This is a genomic window from Campylobacter concisus (genome assembly GCF_002912425.1).
Lineage (GTDB): Bacteria > Campylobacterota > Campylobacteria > Campylobacterales > Campylobacteraceae > Campylobacter_A > Campylobacter_A concisus_AH.
Window position 1 is genome coordinate 51,351 of the sequence record NZ_POYR01000113.1, and the last position, 15,675, is coordinate 67,025.

Here is a 15,675-nt window from a genome sequence, read left to right on the forward strand (position 1 = left end):
AATTTAAAGTGGCTTTTAGATAAAGCCACTTTTTTGATTATTTTTTTAGTAAAGCCTTGAAAGTATCAACCGCATCAAGCTTTTCCCAAGGGTATTTTGCATTTCCCACTTGACCTTTTGCAGCTACTTTTGCATATAAAAATGTCTCTTTGCTTGGTTTATCAAGACCAAATTTATTTGTTATCCAGCGAGGCGTTAGAGAAAAATGCTCGCTTACAAAATTTGAAAGCATATCGTCATTTACGCCGTTTGCGTGAGTTCCCATAGTATCAACACTAACTGAAGTTGGCTTTGCAACGCCTATTGCATAGCTTATCTGAACGATACATTTTTTAGCAAGGCCAGCAGCGACTATGTTTTTAGCTATCCAGCGCGCTGCGTAAAGACCACTGCGATCAACCTTTGTGTAGTCCTTGCTTGACTGAGCGCCGCCACCTATTGGGCTATATCCACCAAAGCTATCAACAATTAGTTTTCTGCCTGTTAGGCCGCTATCGTGAAGCGAGCTGTGATTTACATATCTGCCTGTTGGGTTTATATAGATGATAGTTTTTTCTTTATTATATAGCTCTTTTGGAAGGCCAGTTTCGTCTATTAAATTTTGAATTAAAGCGCGAAGCTCTTCTATCTTCATGCTCTCTACGCAAGGTGCAGAGACGACGATAGTGTGGATACTTTGAGGTTTGCAGTTTTCAAAGTTATCTTTGCTACCGTAATCAATCGTAACTTGTGTTTTTATATCAACACCAAGCTTATCAGGGTTTGCTTTGGCAAATTTATAGACTTTTTCACAAAGCATTCTTGCATAAGTTATAGCTGCTGGCATAAATTCTTTTGCTTCGCAGCTTGCAAAGCCAAACATAATGCCTTGATCGCCTGCTCCGATCTCACCATCACTTTGATCAACGCCTTGATTTATATCTGGGCTTTGTTGATTTAAGCAAACTTTGACCTCGATATCATCTGGGTGCAAGCACTGCTCTTTTGTAAAGTTGCTCTTTCCGTCATATCCAATATGCGCAAGAGCATCTTTTACGATCTTTTCGTAGTCTTTATAAGAGAGTTTTACCTTTGAGTTTATCTCTCCACCTATTACTATGTTTTTTCCAGCTACAAAAACTTCGCTTGCGACGCGTCCATTTGGATCTTGCGTTAAAATAGTATCAACAATGCTATCAGCGATGATATCAGCGCATTTGTCTGGATGACCTGGACTTACAACTTCAGAAGTAAATAGATACATTTTAGTCCTTTTCCTTGGTTAAATTTTCGTGCAATTGTAACAAATCTATATAAAAAGCCAATTAATCTTTTTAAATTTCTTTATATTTAAAAATCATTTAGCTAGAATCAACAAAAAACTAATTTATTAAGGTGTCAAATGAATATGTTTAAAAACATTGCAAGAAGATACGCCGACGGAAATTTGATCGTTCAAATTTTAGTTGGTATCGTCCTAGGTGCCCTAGTTGGCTTTTACACACACTATCAGGCAGCCCCTTACAACCAAATCTCAGCTAAAATTCAAACCATCCAAAAAGAGAGTGGCTTAAGCGCAGATGAGGTCATAAAAACTCGTCTTAGCCAAGATGAAGCAAAACAGCTTGATGAGGCCAAAGAAAAGGCTAGTTCGGCTGATTCTATAGCTGCTTCAGCCTCAGTTTTAGGAGATTTATTTAAAGGCGCTCTAAAAGCGATCGCACCTATTCTTGTATTTGTTTTAGTTGCAACCTCTATCATTTTAAAAGATTTTGGTCATACAAAAGGCATGCAAAAGATCATCACACTCTACCTTGTTGGCACCTTTTTAGCAGCTGTTGTGGCAGTAATTGCAAGCTTTTTATTTCCTATCGAGATACCGCTAAAAGGTCTGCAAAGCGCTGATATGTCAGCACCTCAAGGCATCACAAACGTGCTAAAAGACCTTATCTATAAAATGGTCGAAAATCCTATAACCGCCCTAGCAAATGGCAACTATATAGGCATCATCACATGGGCGATAGGTGGTGGTATCGCTATGAGATATGCCACACCTGAGACCAAAAAAGTATTTAAAGATATAAGCGACGGCGTAACTCATATCGTTAAATTTATCATTAGGCTTGCTCCATTTGGCATATTTGGTATGGTTGCTATCAGTATTCATGACACTGGATTTGAGGCGCTTGCAGGATATCTAAAACTGATCTTAGTTCTTGTTGGAGCGATGCTTGTAGTGGCATTTATCGTCTATCCAGCGATGGTTTTTGCACTAACTAGGAAAAATCCTTATCCACTTGTGATGATCTGCTTAAAAGAGAGCGCGATCTCAGCGTTTTTTACAAGAAGTTCAGCTGCAAACATCCCAGTAAATATGGCGCTTTGCAAAAAGCTTGGACTAAAAGAGGAGCTCTACTCGATCTCTATCCCACTAGGAGCCACCATAAACATGGGCGGCGCGGCAGTTACTATTAGCATCCTAGCGCTTACTGCGGTAAATTCTATCCCATCTATCACAGTTACATTTGGCGATGCGCTTCTTCTTTGCTTTATCTCAGCTCTTGGTGCGTGCGGCGCATCTGGCGTGGCTGGAGGATCGCTTCTTCTAGTGCCATTAGCGTGCGGACTTTTTGGCATCGGCAATGACATCGCTATGCAATTTGTCACAGTTGGCTTTACGATAGGCGTCATCCAAGACTCAGTTGAAACTGCGCTAAATAGCTCATCAGACGTGCTTTTTACAGCCGTAGCCTCAAAGACTTCAGAATAATCCTCAGTAAAATTTCAGCTAAATTTTGGCTGAAATTTTACTTTTATCCATTTTTTTGTAAAATATCCCAAAAATTTAAAGGATAAATATGCAAATTTGGGATCTAAAAGCACTTTTTGCAAACGAAAAAGAGTGCGAGCAAAACGCACTAAATTTACAAAAAGAGTGCGAGAAATTTAAAGATAAATACCTTGAAATTTACGAAAATTTAAAAACAGACGAGTTTTTAAAAGCATTTTGCGAATATGAAAACTTGATAGCTAAAATTTCAAAGGTAATGACTTACGCTTTTTTAAATTTTGCCAAAGATACAAGCAAGGGCGCATTTTACGCAAAGATCGATGAGATAGCGACAAAAGCAAATGAAAATTTGATATTTTTTGAGATCAAATTTAATGAGTTTAGCCCTAAAAAGCAAGAAGAGATCATAAAAAGCTCTAAAAAATATGGCTACTATCTAAGTAACCTCGCCAAAGCAAAACCGCACCAACTAAGCGTTGCAGAAGAAAGAGTGCTACTTCGCACGGCAAGCACCGGGGCTGAGGGCTTTTCAAGGCTTTTTGATGAGAGCATGAGCAAGATGAGGTTTAAATTTAAAGGCGAGCTTTTAAATGAAGAAGAGATTTTAGCTAAGCTTCATGAGAACGACCAAAGTGTGCGAAAACTAGCCGCTAAAAGCCTTTCAAACGAGCTTAGCAAGCACCAGCACCTCCTTGGTTACATATATAATATGATAAAAACTGATCTAAAAACGAGCTGCGAGCTGCGAAATTTCAAGCTTCCTGAAGAGCCAAGACACCTTGAAAATCAAATCAGTAAAAAAAGCGTTGATTCGCTAATCGCTGTGACTGAGAAAAATTTTGACCTAGTTGCTAAATTTTACGAGCGCAAAAGAGAAATTTTAGGCCTTAAAAAGCTTTATGACTACGATAGATACGCGCCTCTTAGCAGCGAAGGCGAGTATAAATTTGATGAGTGCAAAAAGATAGTTTTAAAGGCGTTTTCAAATTTCTCAAGCGAATTTGGCAAGATCGCCAAAAGTGCCTTTAGTGACGGCTGGATCGACGTTTATCCAGAGCCAAACAAGCGAGGTGGTGCGTTTTCTCACTCTGGATCAAGCGACACGCACCCTTATGTTTTGCTAAATCACACAAACCAGCGAAGAGACCTTTTTACGCTTGCCCACGAGCTTGGCCACGCCGTGCATCAAAAGCTCTCTTATAGTGTAAGCTACCTAAACTCAGACACTCCGCTAACCACGGCTGAGACGGCTTCAGTCTTTTGCGAGATGCTAGTTTTTGACCACATAAAAGACGGCCTTAGCAAAAAAGAGAAAATTTCACTGCTCGCTGGCAAGATCGAGGATATATTTGCCACGCTTTACCGCCAGATAAATTTCACCACCTTCGAGCGCGCCGTGCACGCACACGATGGCGAGATCAGCCTAGATGAGCTAAATAAAATTTGGCTAAAAGAGAGCAAAAAGATGTTTGGCAAAAGCGTCACGCTAAATGACTATTATAAAATTTGGTGGAGCTACATCCCGCACTTCATCCACACGCCATTTTACTGCTACGCTTACTCTTACGCGCAGCTTCTTGTGCTTGCACTTTTTGGGCTTTACAAAAGCGGTAAATGCAAAAATTTTGTCGAAATTTACACCGAGTTTTTGAGCCTTGGTGGGAGCCTTAGCCCAAGGGAGCTTGTTGGTAAATTTGGCTTTGACATAGATGATAAAAATTTCTGGCAGATCGGCATAAACGAGGTTAAAAAGCTAGTAGATGAGTTTTTAGAAATTTCAAAAGGAATAAAATGTTAGACGAAATTTTAGACGATGAGAAATTTGCACTTTTGATGAAAATGCACGTCTACGAGTGCATTGATTTTTTGCTTGAAAAGGGGCTAAATTTCTCAGTTATGGCAAATTTACCGCTAGTTAGCTTTGAGCCTAGCTTACCAGATGAGATAAGTGGCAGCTTTAGCATGCCAGTCATTATGTTCTCACTTGGTGGCTACACGCTTGAGAGTACCATGCTAACGCAAGATGAGCTTAGCTTTGAGGCTGGCTTTGGTAGTGAAAATTTCGCCTCAGTGGTATCATTTCCACTTGGAGCGGTGGTTCAAATTTTGGTTGAAAATAGCCCGATCCTTGTAAATTTCTCTATCTACAAGCCAAAAGAGAAGCAAGTCGATCACGCTAAAAAATCAGCCTCAGTCTTTTTGCAAAACCCAAAAAATAAAGATATATTTAAGAAAAAATAGTAATTTTAAGCATTTTTGGCTAAAATCAAAAGAAAATTTAAAAAGCGAAAAATGGAAAATTTACTATCAAATTTAAACGAAGCCCAGCGCGAAGCAGCCACCCACATAGACGGTGCGATGCTCATACTAGCAGGTGCTGGCAGTGGTAAGACAAAGACGATCACGACTAGACTTGCCTATCTCATCGGCGAGGTCGGCATAGACGCGGCAAACACGCTAACTCTTACTTTTACAAACAAAGCCGCCAACGAGATGCGCAGCAGAGCCATGGCGATGCTGAGTCAAAGCGGCAAAAACTACTCGCCGCTACTTTGCACATTTCACAAATTTGGACTTTTATTTTTAAAGCTCTACATAGAAAAACTTGGCAGAAAAAACAACTTCGTCATCATCGACACAGACGATAAAAAGCGCATCATCAAAAGCTTTGAAAGTCCGGTCGCCACGGCGATACTCTCAAGTGAAATTTCAAACTATAAAAACTCGCTTTTAAGCGTAGAAGAGGTCTATAAAAACGCAAATTTCTCCTCTTTTGACAAGAGCAAAGACAACTTTTACAAGCAAGCAGCGCAAATTTATGAAAAATACGAGGACTATTTAAAGGCAAACAACCTCGTTGATTTTGATGACTTGCTAGGTCTTACATATAAAATTTTAGACGAAAACGAAGAGCTAGCCAAAGATATCTCAAACCGCTACAAATACATAATGGTCGATGAGTATCAAGACACGAACGATCTTCAGTATAAACTGCTAAAAAAACTCTGTCTATGCCACGAAAACATCTGCGTGGTGGGCGATGATGACCAGAGTATTTATGGCTGGCGCGGTGCGAAGATCGATAATATCTTAAATTTCAAAGACCAGTTTAGCAACGTAAAGATTATCAGACTTGAACATAACTACCGCTCTAGCGAGGCGATACTAAAGGCTGCAAACGAGCTAATAGATCACAACCGCAACCGCCTTGGCAAGAAGCTTGTGGGCACAAAAGGCGAAGGCGAAGCTGTAAATTTGATAGAGAGCTTTGATGAAAATTTAGAGGCTGGCAAGATCGCAAAAAATATAAAAGAGCTTTTAAGCAAAGGCGTGCAGGCCAAAGATATCGCGATCTTATACCGCATAAACGCACTCTCTCGCTCGCTTGAAGATGGGCTAAACAAAGAACAGATCGCCTATAAAATGGTTGGTGGAGTTAAATTTTACGAAAGAGCCGAGATCAAAGATATCATAAGCTACCTAAGACTGATAAACAATCCAAACGATGACTTTTCAATAAGACGCATAATAAATCGCCCAAAGCGAGGACTAGGCAAGGTGAGCCTTGATAAACTTGAGAAAATGGCCTTTGAGGGAAAAATTTCTATTTTTGAGGCGATCTCAAACATCTCTGATAACGATGAAGCCTTTAGTAAAAAGGTAAAATCAGCCCTTCTTGAGTTTGCAAACAACCTTAAAGAGCTTCAAGAAAGCGGCTCGGTTTTTGACCTCATAGATAAATTTGAAGCAAAATTTGGCGTCAAAAAATACTACGAGAGCTTGCCAGATGGCACTGAAAGAGCGGCGAACATCGACGAGTTTTACGCTGTTTTAAAAGATCAGATCAAGCAAAATCCAAGCTTTGATCTGGAGGAGTTTTTAAACGAGATCACACTAACAAGCGAGCAAGACGGCATTAGCGACGAGGCTATTAGTATCATGAGCGTGCATGCGAGCAAGGGACTTGAGTTTGAGCACCTTTTTGTGATCGGTCTTGAAGAGGGATTTTTCCCGCTCATTGGCGACGGTAGCGACATCGAAGAGGAGCGCAGGCTCGCTTACGTGGCGATAACAAGAGCCAAAAGGACACTTAGTCTAAGCTTTGCAAATTCACGCTTTTACAAAGGTCAGCGCACAAGGCTAAATAAGAGTAGATTTTTAAGCGAGAGTGGTATAACGCATGGCTCGCTAGTTATCGAACAGAGCAATGAATTTAAAAAAGGCGACCTTGTTAAACATAAAATTTTTGGTATCGGCAGGGTAAGCGCGGTTAGCAAGATCAAAAAAGAGTTTAAACTGACTATAAATTTTGGTGGCAATGTAAGAGAGATAATGTCAAGCTTCGTGGAAAAGGCCGTATGAACGCCATTTTCGTGGCAAACAAGCCTGCTGGCATGAGCTCAAACCACTTTTTAGGACGACTAAAGAGAAAATACGGCGTTAAAAAGGCTGGATTTTCTGGCACGCTTGATCCATTTGCGAGTGGCTGTTTGATAGTCGCTTTTGGCTCGTATACGAAATTTTTTAGATTTTTAGACAAAAGCCCAAAGGTCTATGAGGCGACGATCTGGCTTGGGGCGAGCAGTCCAAGCATGGATAATGAAAATATCACTGAAATTTTAAATGTAAAAGAGCTAAGTTTAGAAAAACTTGAAGCCATTAGAGGCGAGCTAATAGGCAAGATAAGCTATATCCCGCCAAAATTTAGCGCCAAACATGTAAATGGCACAAGAGCTTACAAGCTAGCAAGAAGCGGCGAAGAATTTGAGCTAAAGCCAGAAACTATGGAAATTTATGAAAGCCAAATTTTAAACTACTCACACCCTTTTTTGACACTTCGTTTAAGCGTAAGTGAGGGGAGTTACATCCGCTCTTATGCAGAAATTTTTGGGCAAAAAGTTGGTTATAATGTAACTTTAAGCTCATTAAAGAGGGTAAGCGAGGGTAAATTTCGCTATGAAAATGAAAAATTTTTAAATATTTGCAATTTTTTAAATATTAAGCAAAATACGTATTTTGGGGATATTAACAACATACTTGACGGCAAGAAATTAAAAATTAACGATTTTGAAACACAAATACAAGGAATTTATTTGCTAAATTATGATAAATTTATGAGCGTAATCCAAATCATGGATGATACTATAAATTACACTTTAAACAAGGTAGAAAAATGTTAATCTTAGCAAGAAAAGAAAACGAAGAAATTTTACTAGGTAACGACATAAAAGTCGTCGTAGTAAGTATCTCAAAAAGCACCGTTAAACTTGGTATCGAGGCCCCGCGCAACACAATGATACTAAGAAGCGAGCTGGCAAACGATATTAAAAACGAAAATATCCACGCCACTAAAAAAGCAAGCGAAGCCGATATCCACGAGCTTGCGAAAAAAATCGAGAAATGAAAAGCTTTGCAAAGATCAACGTATTTTTGAAGGTAGTTGGCACCAGAGGCAACTACCACGAAATTTTGTCACGTTTTGTTCTTTGCGAGCAGCTTTTTGATGAAATTTATTTTAAAAAGTCAAATTCTTTTGCTATCGAATGCGACAACAAAGATATAAAAGATAACATCATTCAAAAAGCGATAGACGAGCTAAAAAAAGCTGGCTTTTCAAATGAGCTAGATGAGTTTTTTAGCTCTCACAAAATCATCATCAACAAACAAATCCCAATAGGTGCTGGTCTAGGAGGAGGCAGTTCAAACGCTGCCACTTTTTTACTTATGGTAAATGACGAGCTAAATTTAAATATAAAACGCGAAAATTTGATGCAAATAGCCTCTAAAATCGGCGCTGACGTGGCCTTTTTTGTAAGCGGATATAGGGCAGCAAATGTAAGCGGCATAGGCGAGATCATAGAAGAATTTGACGATGAAGTGCCAAATTTAAATATCTTCACGCCAAATGTTTTTTGCTCTACACCGATGGTTTATCAAGAATTTAGAAGCAATTTCTTACAATACATAGACGTTAATGCTGCAAAAAAGATGCAAAATTTAAAAAGCGCAGAGCTACTTGAAATTTATAAAAACGAGGAGCTAAACGATCTTTTTGCCCCATGCTTTAAGCTCTATCCACAGATGAATGAGTTTAGGGATAAATTTCTAAGCGGCAGCGGCAGTAGCGTATTTAGCGTAAAATAAAAGGTAAAATTTTGATAAAAGATCTAGCAAAAAACAAGAAAGCTTTGCACGACTTTAGCATACTTGAGACCTTTGAAGCCGGCATCGTGCTAAAAGGCAGCGAGGTCAAGGCTCTAAGGGCTGGCAGAGCAAATTTAAAAGATAGCTTTGTGCGCGTCATAAAGGGTGAGCTTTTCTTACTAAATGCCCATATCAGCTATCTTGAGACTACACACAGCGCATTTCGTCCAAATGAACGAGCAGCCAGAAAACTTTTGATGCATAGAAAGCAGATCGATAAAATTTTCGGTCAAGTATCACAAGATAGTCTTACTTTGGTTGTTTTGGCACTTTATCTAAGCGATAAAAACATCGTAAAAGCAAGGCTAGCCCTTGCAAAAGGTAAAAATTTACACGACAAGCGCGAGACTTTAAAAAGACGCGAGGCAGACAAAGAGGCAAGAGCTGCCATAAAAAGATATGTTTAAGGGATAAGATGAAGAATTTACTTGTTTTAATAATCGCTTTATTTGCTTTTTTTGGTTGCGGCGATGATGAGAGCAGCAGCGTAAATTTTAAAGAATTTAGCCCAAATGAAGAGGTTAAGCTCGTAGATGTAAGCGGCAAGGAGCTTACTTTGGTGCGTAAAAATGGCGGTTTTGATATCAAAAATGATGAAAATAAGGTTTTAATGATCGACATTTTTGGCACATTTTGCCCGCCTTGCCAAAAAGAGGCAGCTGAGCTTACAAAATATCAGCTTGAAAACAAAGATAAATTTACACTAATCGGACTAACTCACTTTGAAAATGTCACAAATGAGTATGTTTTGCATGAATTTATGCAAAAATTTAATGCCTACTACTTCATAACAAACGACCAAAAGATAAATGACAGACTTGCCGAGCAGATCGTAAGAGATATTGAATACAAACATGAGATCGCACTACCTTTTAAGGTGGTGATAAAAAATGGCGAATATCAAATTTTAACAGACGTAGATAGCGGACAATACGGAGTAAAATACTATCTTGGCGGCATAAAAGTCACAAAAATGAAAGAAGATTTGGCAAAAATTTATGAAACAAAATAAATTTACCTTATATTTGGAACATCATTTGCTTATAAAAATGTGAAAATTTATAAGGATTTTAAATGTTTGTTTTAGATAGATCAAAATCTAGCCCCCTTGTCGAATCAGCCCTTGCAGGCAGAGAACTACGCCAAAAGCTCATTTCTGGCAACCTTGCAAATGTTGATACACCATTTTACAAGGCTAGAGATGTAAGATTTGAAGATGTTTTAAGAGAAAAAGCAAATGAAATTTATAACGTTTCAGAGAGCAAAAAACTAAATTTAGCTAAAACAAACGAAGCGCACATGGCTGCGGTTGATTTCCCAAAAAGCGACACAGCTCAAATTTTCTTGCGCGATGGCCACATGGCTAGAAACGACGCAAACACAGTCGATCTTGATGTTGAGACAACAGAAATGGGCAAAAACACAGTTATGATAAACGCCCTTGATAGCGCCTACAAGGCTCAGGGCAATATCTTTAAAAGCGTAATAGACGCAAGTGCTAAGAACTAGGAGAGATGATGTCATACTTAAATGATTTTGATATTAGTGGATACGGACTAAGCGCGCAACGCTTCAGAATGAACGTCATCAGCTCAAACATTGCAAACGCTCAAACCACAAGAACGGCTGAGGGCGGTCCTTACAGAAGACAAGAGGTCATCTTTAAAGAGATGAACTTTGATAAAATTTTAAACGATCAACTTAAAAACTCACAAAGTCTGCTTGATTATGAAAATCCACTAGACGATCCAAGCTCACCCAAAAACGCTCACCCTGCACTAACTAGCGTGATCGTAGATAAAGTGGTGCGTGATGACAAGGACTTTCAGCTAAAATACGACCCAAGCCACCCAGACGCAAATGCAAATGGCTACGTCGCATTTCCAAATATAAATCCAGTCATCGAGATGGCTGACTTGCTTGAGGCGACAAGGGCCTATCAGGCAAATGTAGCGTCATTTCAAAACGCAAAAACAATAGCACAAAGTGCGATATCACTTATTTCAGGACAAGCATAATGATCAATAGCATAAATTTAGATAAGTTAAACAAAAACGAAAATTCAAACAAAATAGCAAAAGCAGGCGAAGAAGGCGGCTTTGAAAACGCGCTAAACGACTCTTTAAAAGAGCTAAACAAGGTTCAAATAAACGCTGATAAAGCCATAGCAGACCTTGCAACTGGCGAGGTAAAAGACTTGCACCAAGCAGCTATCGCCATAGGCAAGGCGGAGACTAGCATGAAGCTTATGCTAGAGATTCGCAACAAAGCGCTAAGCGCATACAAAGAAATTTCAAGAACGCAAATTTAAGCCATTGAATGAATTCCAGAAAATCAAAAATAACCATACTTTTTTTATTAATTACTTTTGGAATTTCAATCTTTGTGCTCGTTATATTTTATAGAGCAAGCATCGAGCGAAAGCTTCCTAAGCTTCAAACAAGCGACGTAAATACCGCAATCCGCGGCAATATCGTCACAAAAGACGGCTTTAGCATCTCATCAAGCCAAAAACTCTACAAAGTAATGCTTGACACCAGAAATATCGACCCAAACAAAAAAGAGATGTTTATCAAGCTCTACTCGCTTTACAGCGGCGATGATCCAAACAAAGTAAGAAAGATCATAAACGGCACAAAAGGCCTTGTCACGCTCTCTTACAGCATCGACGCAAAGGGCGCTACCTACCTTCAAGAGCTCTCTAGAAAGCTAAACCGTAAGGGCATTTTGATCTCGTACCTTGATCCAAAGACTGGGCTTGCCTCATTTCAAGGCATGCGCGTGATGGAGAGCGGTCAAAACCGTAAATTTATGTCAAAAGACGCCCTAACACCAGCTATAGGCTACGTGAGCAAAACAGAGAGCGACGCACTTACCAAAAGTAAAGGTGTAAAAGGACTTGAGAGATACTACGAGGACTACCTAGCCCCGATACAAAACGCCAAAATCCTTGGCCCACGCGATATCGGCAACAATATAATCTTAACCAGCGATTCAAATTTAGCAACAAGGGTTGATGGCTACAACGCAGTGCTTTCTGTACCGCTTAAATTTCAAACCAAGTTAGAGCAAATTTTAGATGAGAAGCGTGAATTTCTAGACGCAAAAGAGCTAATCATCTGCATAATGAATAGCAAAAATGGTGAAATTTTAGCCCTAGCTTCTAGTTCAAGATACGATCCCTCAAATATAAGAAAGCAAGATTACAGCGCGCTAAATTCGAGCGCAAGCGAGTATGCATACGAGGTTGGATCGGTTTTTAAGCCATTTATCTTCTCCATACTGCTTCAAGAAAAAAAGGTAAATCCTTTTGAGCTAGTAAATACATACAACGGTCGCTATCAGCTAGGCAAAAGGATCATCAAAGATACCCACCCAGAGCCTTTTATGAGCGCTGAAGACATCATCGTGCACAGCTCAAACATCGGCATGATCCAGCTAGTAGAACGCCTAAATGGTCCTCAAATTTATCAAGGGCTTTTAAATTTTGGCTTTTCAAGAAAGACCGGCATCGATCTGCCATACGAGCAAGTAGGTATGATGCCAACGGTTACTAAACTAAACTCATCAACCTATAAAGCGACAGTTAGCTACGGATACGGCCTTCAAGCGACATTTATGCAGCTTTTAAAAGCTTATAACACCTTTAACAACAAAGGCATCGAGGTGACGCCGCACATGGTGGCATATTTGGAGCGAAACGGCAAGCGCTACGATCTGCCAAAAGCAGAGCCAGCACAGGTCATCTCGCAAGAGACCGCAAAGATAATGAAGAGAATTTTGATAAAAACAGTTGAAAAAGGTACTGGCTTAAAGGCATTTACACCAGGTCTTGAGATAGGCGGTAAAACTGGCACCGCACACATCGCTTCTGGCAAAGGCGGATATAGCAACACCTATAACGGCTCGTTTTTTGGCTTCGTAAACGACACAAGAGGCAACAGCTACACCATAGGCGTTTTAGCAAGAGACCCTAAAAAACCTTACTACTACTTTGGTGCGCAAAGTGCGTTGCCGACATTTAAAAAGGCCGTTGATCTAATGGTTGAAGATGGCTATTTATTCCCAGATCCTAATGTCATAGCTGAGTTTGAAGCTAAAAAAGATAAGCTCAAAAACGACAAAGCAAAGCAAAAACCAGCATTAGATTAAATTTAACTTCTAAGATATAAATATTAAATTTCAAATTTAGAGTTTAAAGTAGAAAATTGGATCTAGGCAAACGGCCTAAATCCAGAATTTATGCAAGTCCAAGTTCATTTAAGACAGAGCTTAAATTTACAGAATTATTTGTATTTTTGCCAAGGCTATTTTGCTTCTCAAGCAGTGTTTGGCTAGTAAGTGCCATGTTTAGCTCTTTGCGGTAGTCACTTAAAATTTTATCCATTATTTTAAGCAACTCATTTTTTTGATCCTGCGTTTTGGTCGGATCATTTATGCTTAAAAGCTCGGTTAGCTCCTCTTTTTTCTGAGCTATTTTCTCTTCTATCTTGTTTGAATTTAGCTCATTTATAAAGCCAGCAGCGCCAATTTCTGTAAGCCTTTTCTTAAACTGCTCAAGTTTGTCTGAAACCTTTGCCTCGCTTGTGATCTTATCAAGCGTTAGACTTAAAATTTCATCAAAACTATTTTTTTTATCTTTAGCTTTACTTGAGCCTGACTGCAACAAATAATCGATAATATCGTTATTTTGAACCTTCATACATCTCCTTTTAAATTTGAGATGCTTTTTATAAGCAAGATTTATTCCTAAAGGCTAAATTCTCTAGCGTTTTTTGACTTTTCTAGGATAAAACTAGCAAATTCATCACTAAAATTTGGACACTCTACCACTTTGTAAAAGCTAAAATTTAGCTCTTTTGCGAGCTTAGCATACTCGATAACTAGCTCAAAAATGGTCTCAGAGTTGTCTATACAAAAAGAAAGCGGATAGATAAGCGCTTTTTTATTTTCGCACTTTGCCAAAGCCTCGTTTAGTGATGGCTCTAGCCATTTAACTGGACCAAGACGTGACTGATAAGCAAGGCTCACATCTTTAAAATTTAGCCCCTGCTCTTTTAGCATTTTGCCTAAAATTTGCACATGTTCGTTTATGTGTTTTTCGTAGATATCGCCCTTTTCTATGATCTTGCGAGGCAAAGAGTGAGCTGAAAAGATGAGGCTAACATCGCTTATATCGGTATCTTTTACCGCTCCCTGGATATGAGAGATAATGATCTTATTGTAAGCGTCATCATCATAAAATGGCTCACAAAGTGAAATTTTAGCTTTTAGATTAAGCTCCTCTTTTGTCTTTTTAAAATCAGCTAAGCTCGAAGTTATCGTAGTTTGTGAGTGGTGAGGATAGAGTGGCAAAAGCACTATCTCATCAAATTTTTCATACTTTTTAAGCACATCTTTTACAAACGGCGAAGTGTAGTTCATCGCAAAATCAACCGCGTCAAATTCGCTTTGCAAGCTTGAAATTTTCTCACAAAGCTTAGCTGTAAGCTCGCAAAGTGGCGACTTTCCACCTATTTGCTCATAGTTGTGCTTCGCAGTTTTTAGCCTGCCTTTTGTGATCATGAAAGCTACAAATTTTCTTAAAAATTTATTTTTTATACCCAAAATGTACGGGTCATTAAACATATTTGTTAAGAAAATTTCGACATCATCTAGGCTGTTTGCGCCGCCCATATTTAAAAGCAAAAGAGCTTTTTTCATCAAAATAGTTCTCTTATTTTTATGGCATCATCGATGTTTGAAAGTTCGCTGCTCTCGCCACTTTGGCAAAGATCGTAAAAGGCCTCGTATTGCGCTTTTAGTTCGCTATTATTTGTATCTATCTTCAAATTCATCTGTCCATTTTCGCTCACTTGATGAAGTTTGTGATCGATAAGATCGCCAAAATAGACGCCATTTTTCGCATTTACCTCTATCTTAAAGCGCTCTAGTGAGCCACAAAATGAGTCAGTGATATGCACTAGAATTTGATTTTTACTCTTAAAGCTTATCGCCGCGTTATCGGCACTTTTGGCATTTGTCTTGTTTGTTTGAGTGTAGTAAAAGTCGCTGACTTCAGAATTTATGATATTTTTTGCTAGGTCGATGTCAGAAACTGAGAGCTCATTTATGATATTTCCATCGCAAAGTGGCTTAAAATGAGCGATAGAGATGCTATAAATTTCCTCTTCTTTTAAAAGTGCTTTTTTAAGTGACAAGATAGTTGGATTAAAACGCTCTGAAATTCCTGTGCAAACCCTAGTTTTGTTTGTTTTAGCGGCATATTTTATCTCTTTAAGATCTGCGATACTTTTAAAAACTGGACGTGAAATGAGGATATTTTGACAATATTTTGCACACTGGCAAAATGCCTCCACCATCTCCTCTCTTGGCGAGCAAAGCACGACTGCTTGAGGCTGGGCAACCTCTATAAATTCTTTAAAATCAGTATAAAAATCAGCTCTGCAAAACTCATCAACATTGTCTTTGTCAAAAATGCCACAAATTTCAAACTCGTTTGAGCGTCTAAGCTCTAAATAATGTTTTTTACCTGTGCTGCAATAGCCGATAATGCCGATTTTTAGCTTCACATTCACCCTTTAAAACTTTAGAAATTTTTAATTATTTTATTTACAAATCGCTTTTAAATAGATAAAACAAGAGATAGTTTTCAAAATATCACTATTTTTTCTCTTTTTAGAATTTCGCAAACGAATTTT

General features: G+C 38.8%; 17 protein-coding genes. 13 read left to right on the plus strand and 4 right to left on the minus strand.

Features of this window, described 5'->3' with window-relative positions:
- Positions 1 to 37: 37 nt before the first annotated feature.
- Positions 38 to 1,243, minus strand: a complete 1,206-nt coding sequence (gene metK, locus CYP84_RS05985) for a methionine adenosyltransferase (RefSeq protein ID WP_021084435.1) — start codon at positions 1,241 to 1,243, stop codon at positions 38 to 40.
- Positions 1,244 to 1,381: 138 nt separating this feature from the next.
- Between metK and sstT the strand changes: the two genes are divergently transcribed.
- The 13 genes from sstT to CYP84_RS06050 all read left to right on the plus strand — a co-directional run bounded on the left by sstT (position 1,382) and on the right by CYP84_RS06050 (position 13,126).
- Positions 1,382 to 2,749 carry a serine/threonine transporter SstT gene (gene sstT, locus CYP84_RS05990; protein ID WP_430393511.1) on the plus strand — a complete coding sequence of 456 codons (1,368 nt, stop codon included), beginning with the start codon at positions 1,382 to 1,384 and terminating at the stop codon, positions 2,747 to 2,749.
- A gap of 88 nt (positions 2,750 to 2,837) precedes the next feature.
- Positions 2,838 to 4,568: a M3 family oligoendopeptidase gene (locus CYP84_RS05995; protein WP_103636974.1), complete on the plus strand. Its 1,731-nt coding sequence runs from the start codon at positions 2,838 to 2,840 to the stop codon at positions 4,566 to 4,568.
- On the plus strand, positions 4,562 to 5,011 hold the full coding sequence (locus CYP84_RS06000; protein WP_103636975.1) for a hypothetical protein: 450 nt from the start codon (positions 4,562 to 4,564) through the stop codon (positions 5,009 to 5,011). The genes CYP84_RS05995 and CYP84_RS06000 overlap by 7 nt, the downstream gene beginning before the upstream one ends.
- Before the next feature lie 51 nt (positions 5,012 to 5,062).
- Positions 5,063 to 7,132, plus strand: coding sequence for an ATP-dependent helicase (locus CYP84_RS06005; RefSeq protein WP_103636976.1), 2,070 nt, complete (start codon positions 5,063 to 5,065; stop codon positions 7,130 to 7,132).
- On the plus strand, positions 7,129 to 7,950 hold the full coding sequence (gene truB / locus CYP84_RS06010) for a tRNA pseudouridine(55) synthase TruB (RefSeq protein WP_103636977.1): 822 nt from the start codon (positions 7,129 to 7,131) through the stop codon (positions 7,948 to 7,950). The genes CYP84_RS06005 and truB overlap by 4 nt, the downstream gene beginning before the upstream one ends.
- Entirely contained in the window at positions 7,944 to 8,174 is a 231-nt protein-coding gene (gene csrA, locus CYP84_RS06015) for a carbon storage regulator CsrA (RefSeq protein ID WP_002941828.1), read from the plus strand. Before truB ends, csrA begins: the two co-directional genes overlap by 7 nt.
- A complete protein-coding gene (locus CYP84_RS06020) occupies positions 8,171 to 8,914 on the plus strand; it encodes a 4-(cytidine 5'-diphospho)-2-C-methyl-D-erythritol kinase (protein WP_103636978.1) in 744 nt (247 codons plus the stop codon). The genes csrA and CYP84_RS06020 overlap by 4 nt, the downstream gene beginning before the upstream one ends.
- 14 nt (positions 8,915 to 8,928) lie before the next feature.
- On the plus strand, positions 8,929 to 9,381 hold the full coding sequence (gene smpB, locus CYP84_RS06025) for an SsrA-binding protein SmpB (protein WP_103637011.1): 453 nt from the start codon (positions 8,929 to 8,931) through the stop codon (positions 9,379 to 9,381).
- Positions 9,382 to 9,389: 8 nt separating this feature from the next.
- On the plus strand, positions 9,390 to 9,986 hold the full coding sequence (locus tag CYP84_RS06030) for a thioredoxin (RefSeq protein ID WP_103636979.1): 597 nt from the start codon (positions 9,390 to 9,392) through the stop codon (positions 9,984 to 9,986).
- A gap of 62 nt (positions 9,987 to 10,048) precedes the next feature.
- Entirely contained in the window at positions 10,049 to 10,483 is a 435-nt protein-coding gene (gene flgB, locus CYP84_RS06035) for a flagellar basal body rod protein FlgB (RefSeq protein WP_009294075.1), read from the plus strand.
- 8 nt (positions 10,484 to 10,491) lie between these two features.
- Positions 10,492 to 10,992, plus strand: a complete 501-nt coding sequence (flgC, locus tag CYP84_RS06040; RefSeq protein ID WP_012139981.1) for a flagellar basal body rod protein FlgC — start codon at positions 10,492 to 10,494, stop codon at positions 10,990 to 10,992.
- A complete protein-coding gene (gene fliE, locus CYP84_RS06045; RefSeq protein WP_002941937.1) occupies positions 10,992 to 11,285 on the plus strand; it encodes a flagellar hook-basal body complex protein FliE in 294 nt (97 codons plus the stop codon). Before flgC ends, fliE begins: the two co-directional genes overlap by 1 nt.
- 8 nt (positions 11,286 to 11,293) lie before the next feature.
- Positions 11,294 to 13,126 carry a peptidoglycan D,D-transpeptidase FtsI family protein gene (locus tag CYP84_RS06050; protein WP_021085499.1) on the plus strand — a complete coding sequence of 611 codons (1,833 nt, stop codon included), beginning with the start codon at positions 11,294 to 11,296 and terminating at the stop codon, positions 13,124 to 13,126.
- A gap of 88 nt (positions 13,127 to 13,214) precedes the next feature.
- Here the strand turns inward: CYP84_RS06050 and CYP84_RS06055 are convergent, their stop codons facing one another.
- Genes CYP84_RS06055 through CYP84_RS06065 form a run of 3 tightly spaced genes read right to left on the minus strand, consistent with a single transcriptional unit; the run spans position 13,215 to position 15,546 of the window.
- The gene (locus CYP84_RS06055; protein WP_021084467.1) at positions 13,215 to 13,676 is read right to left on the minus strand and encodes a hypothetical protein; all 462 of its coding nucleotides are present in this window, start codon (positions 13,674 to 13,676) and stop codon (positions 13,215 to 13,217) included.
- A gap of 47 nt (positions 13,677 to 13,723) precedes the next feature.
- The gene (gene hemH / locus CYP84_RS06060) at positions 13,724 to 14,677 is read right to left on the minus strand and encodes a ferrochelatase (protein ID WP_103636980.1); all 954 of its coding nucleotides are present in this window, start codon (positions 14,675 to 14,677) and stop codon (positions 13,724 to 13,726) included.
- On the minus strand, positions 14,677 to 15,546 hold the full coding sequence (locus CYP84_RS06065) for a Gfo/Idh/MocA family protein (protein WP_012139985.1): 870 nt from the start codon (positions 15,544 to 15,546) through the stop codon (positions 14,677 to 14,679). The genes hemH and CYP84_RS06065 overlap by 1 nt, the downstream gene beginning before the upstream one ends.
- Positions 15,547 to 15,675 lie beyond the last annotated feature (129 nt).

What these genes read in the sequence shown, in the direction of transcription:
- metK (WP_021084435.1), bottom strand. Translation starts at nt 1,243, where the DNA reads ATGTATCTATTTACTTCTGAAGTTGTAAGTCCAGGTCATCCAGACAAA.
- sstT (WP_430393511.1), top strand. Translation starts at nt 1,382, where the DNA reads ATGAATATGTTTAAAAACATTGCAAGAAGATACGCCGACGGAAATTTG.
- CYP84_RS05995 (WP_103636974.1), top strand. Translation starts at nt 2,838, where the DNA reads ATGCAAATTTGGGATCTAAAAGCACTTTTTGCAAACGAAAAAGAGTGC.
- CYP84_RS06000 (WP_103636975.1), top strand. Translation starts at nt 4,562, where the DNA reads ATGTTAGACGAAATTTTAGACGATGAGAAATTTGCACTTTTGATGAAA.
- CYP84_RS06005 (WP_103636976.1), top strand. Translation starts at nt 5,063, where the DNA reads ATGGAAAATTTACTATCAAATTTAAACGAAGCCCAGCGCGAAGCAGCC.
- truB (WP_103636977.1), top strand. Translation starts at nt 7,129, where the DNA reads ATGAACGCCATTTTCGTGGCAAACAAGCCTGCTGGCATGAGCTCAAAC.
- csrA (WP_002941828.1), top strand. Translation starts at nt 7,944, where the DNA reads ATGTTAATCTTAGCAAGAAAAGAAAACGAAGAAATTTTACTAGGTAAC.
- CYP84_RS06020 (WP_103636978.1), top strand. Translation starts at nt 8,171, where the DNA reads ATGAAAAGCTTTGCAAAGATCAACGTATTTTTGAAGGTAGTTGGCACC.
- CYP84_RS06030 (WP_103636979.1), top strand. Translation starts at nt 9,390, where the DNA reads ATGAAGAATTTACTTGTTTTAATAATCGCTTTATTTGCTTTTTTTGGT.
- flgB (WP_009294075.1), top strand. Translation starts at nt 10,049, where the DNA reads ATGTTTGTTTTAGATAGATCAAAATCTAGCCCCCTTGTCGAATCAGCC.
- flgC (WP_012139981.1), top strand. Translation starts at nt 10,492, where the DNA reads ATGTCATACTTAAATGATTTTGATATTAGTGGATACGGACTAAGCGCG.
- fliE (WP_002941937.1), top strand. Translation starts at nt 10,992, where the DNA reads ATGATCAATAGCATAAATTTAGATAAGTTAAACAAAAACGAAAATTCA.
- CYP84_RS06050 (WP_021085499.1), top strand. Translation starts at nt 11,294, where the DNA reads ATGAATTCCAGAAAATCAAAAATAACCATACTTTTTTTATTAATTACT.
- CYP84_RS06055 (WP_021084467.1), bottom strand. Translation starts at nt 13,676, where the DNA reads ATGAAGGTTCAAAATAACGATATTATCGATTATTTGTTGCAGTCAGGC.
- hemH (WP_103636980.1), bottom strand. Translation starts at nt 14,677, where the DNA reads ATGAAAAAAGCTCTTTTGCTTTTAAATATGGGCGGCGCAAACAGCCTA.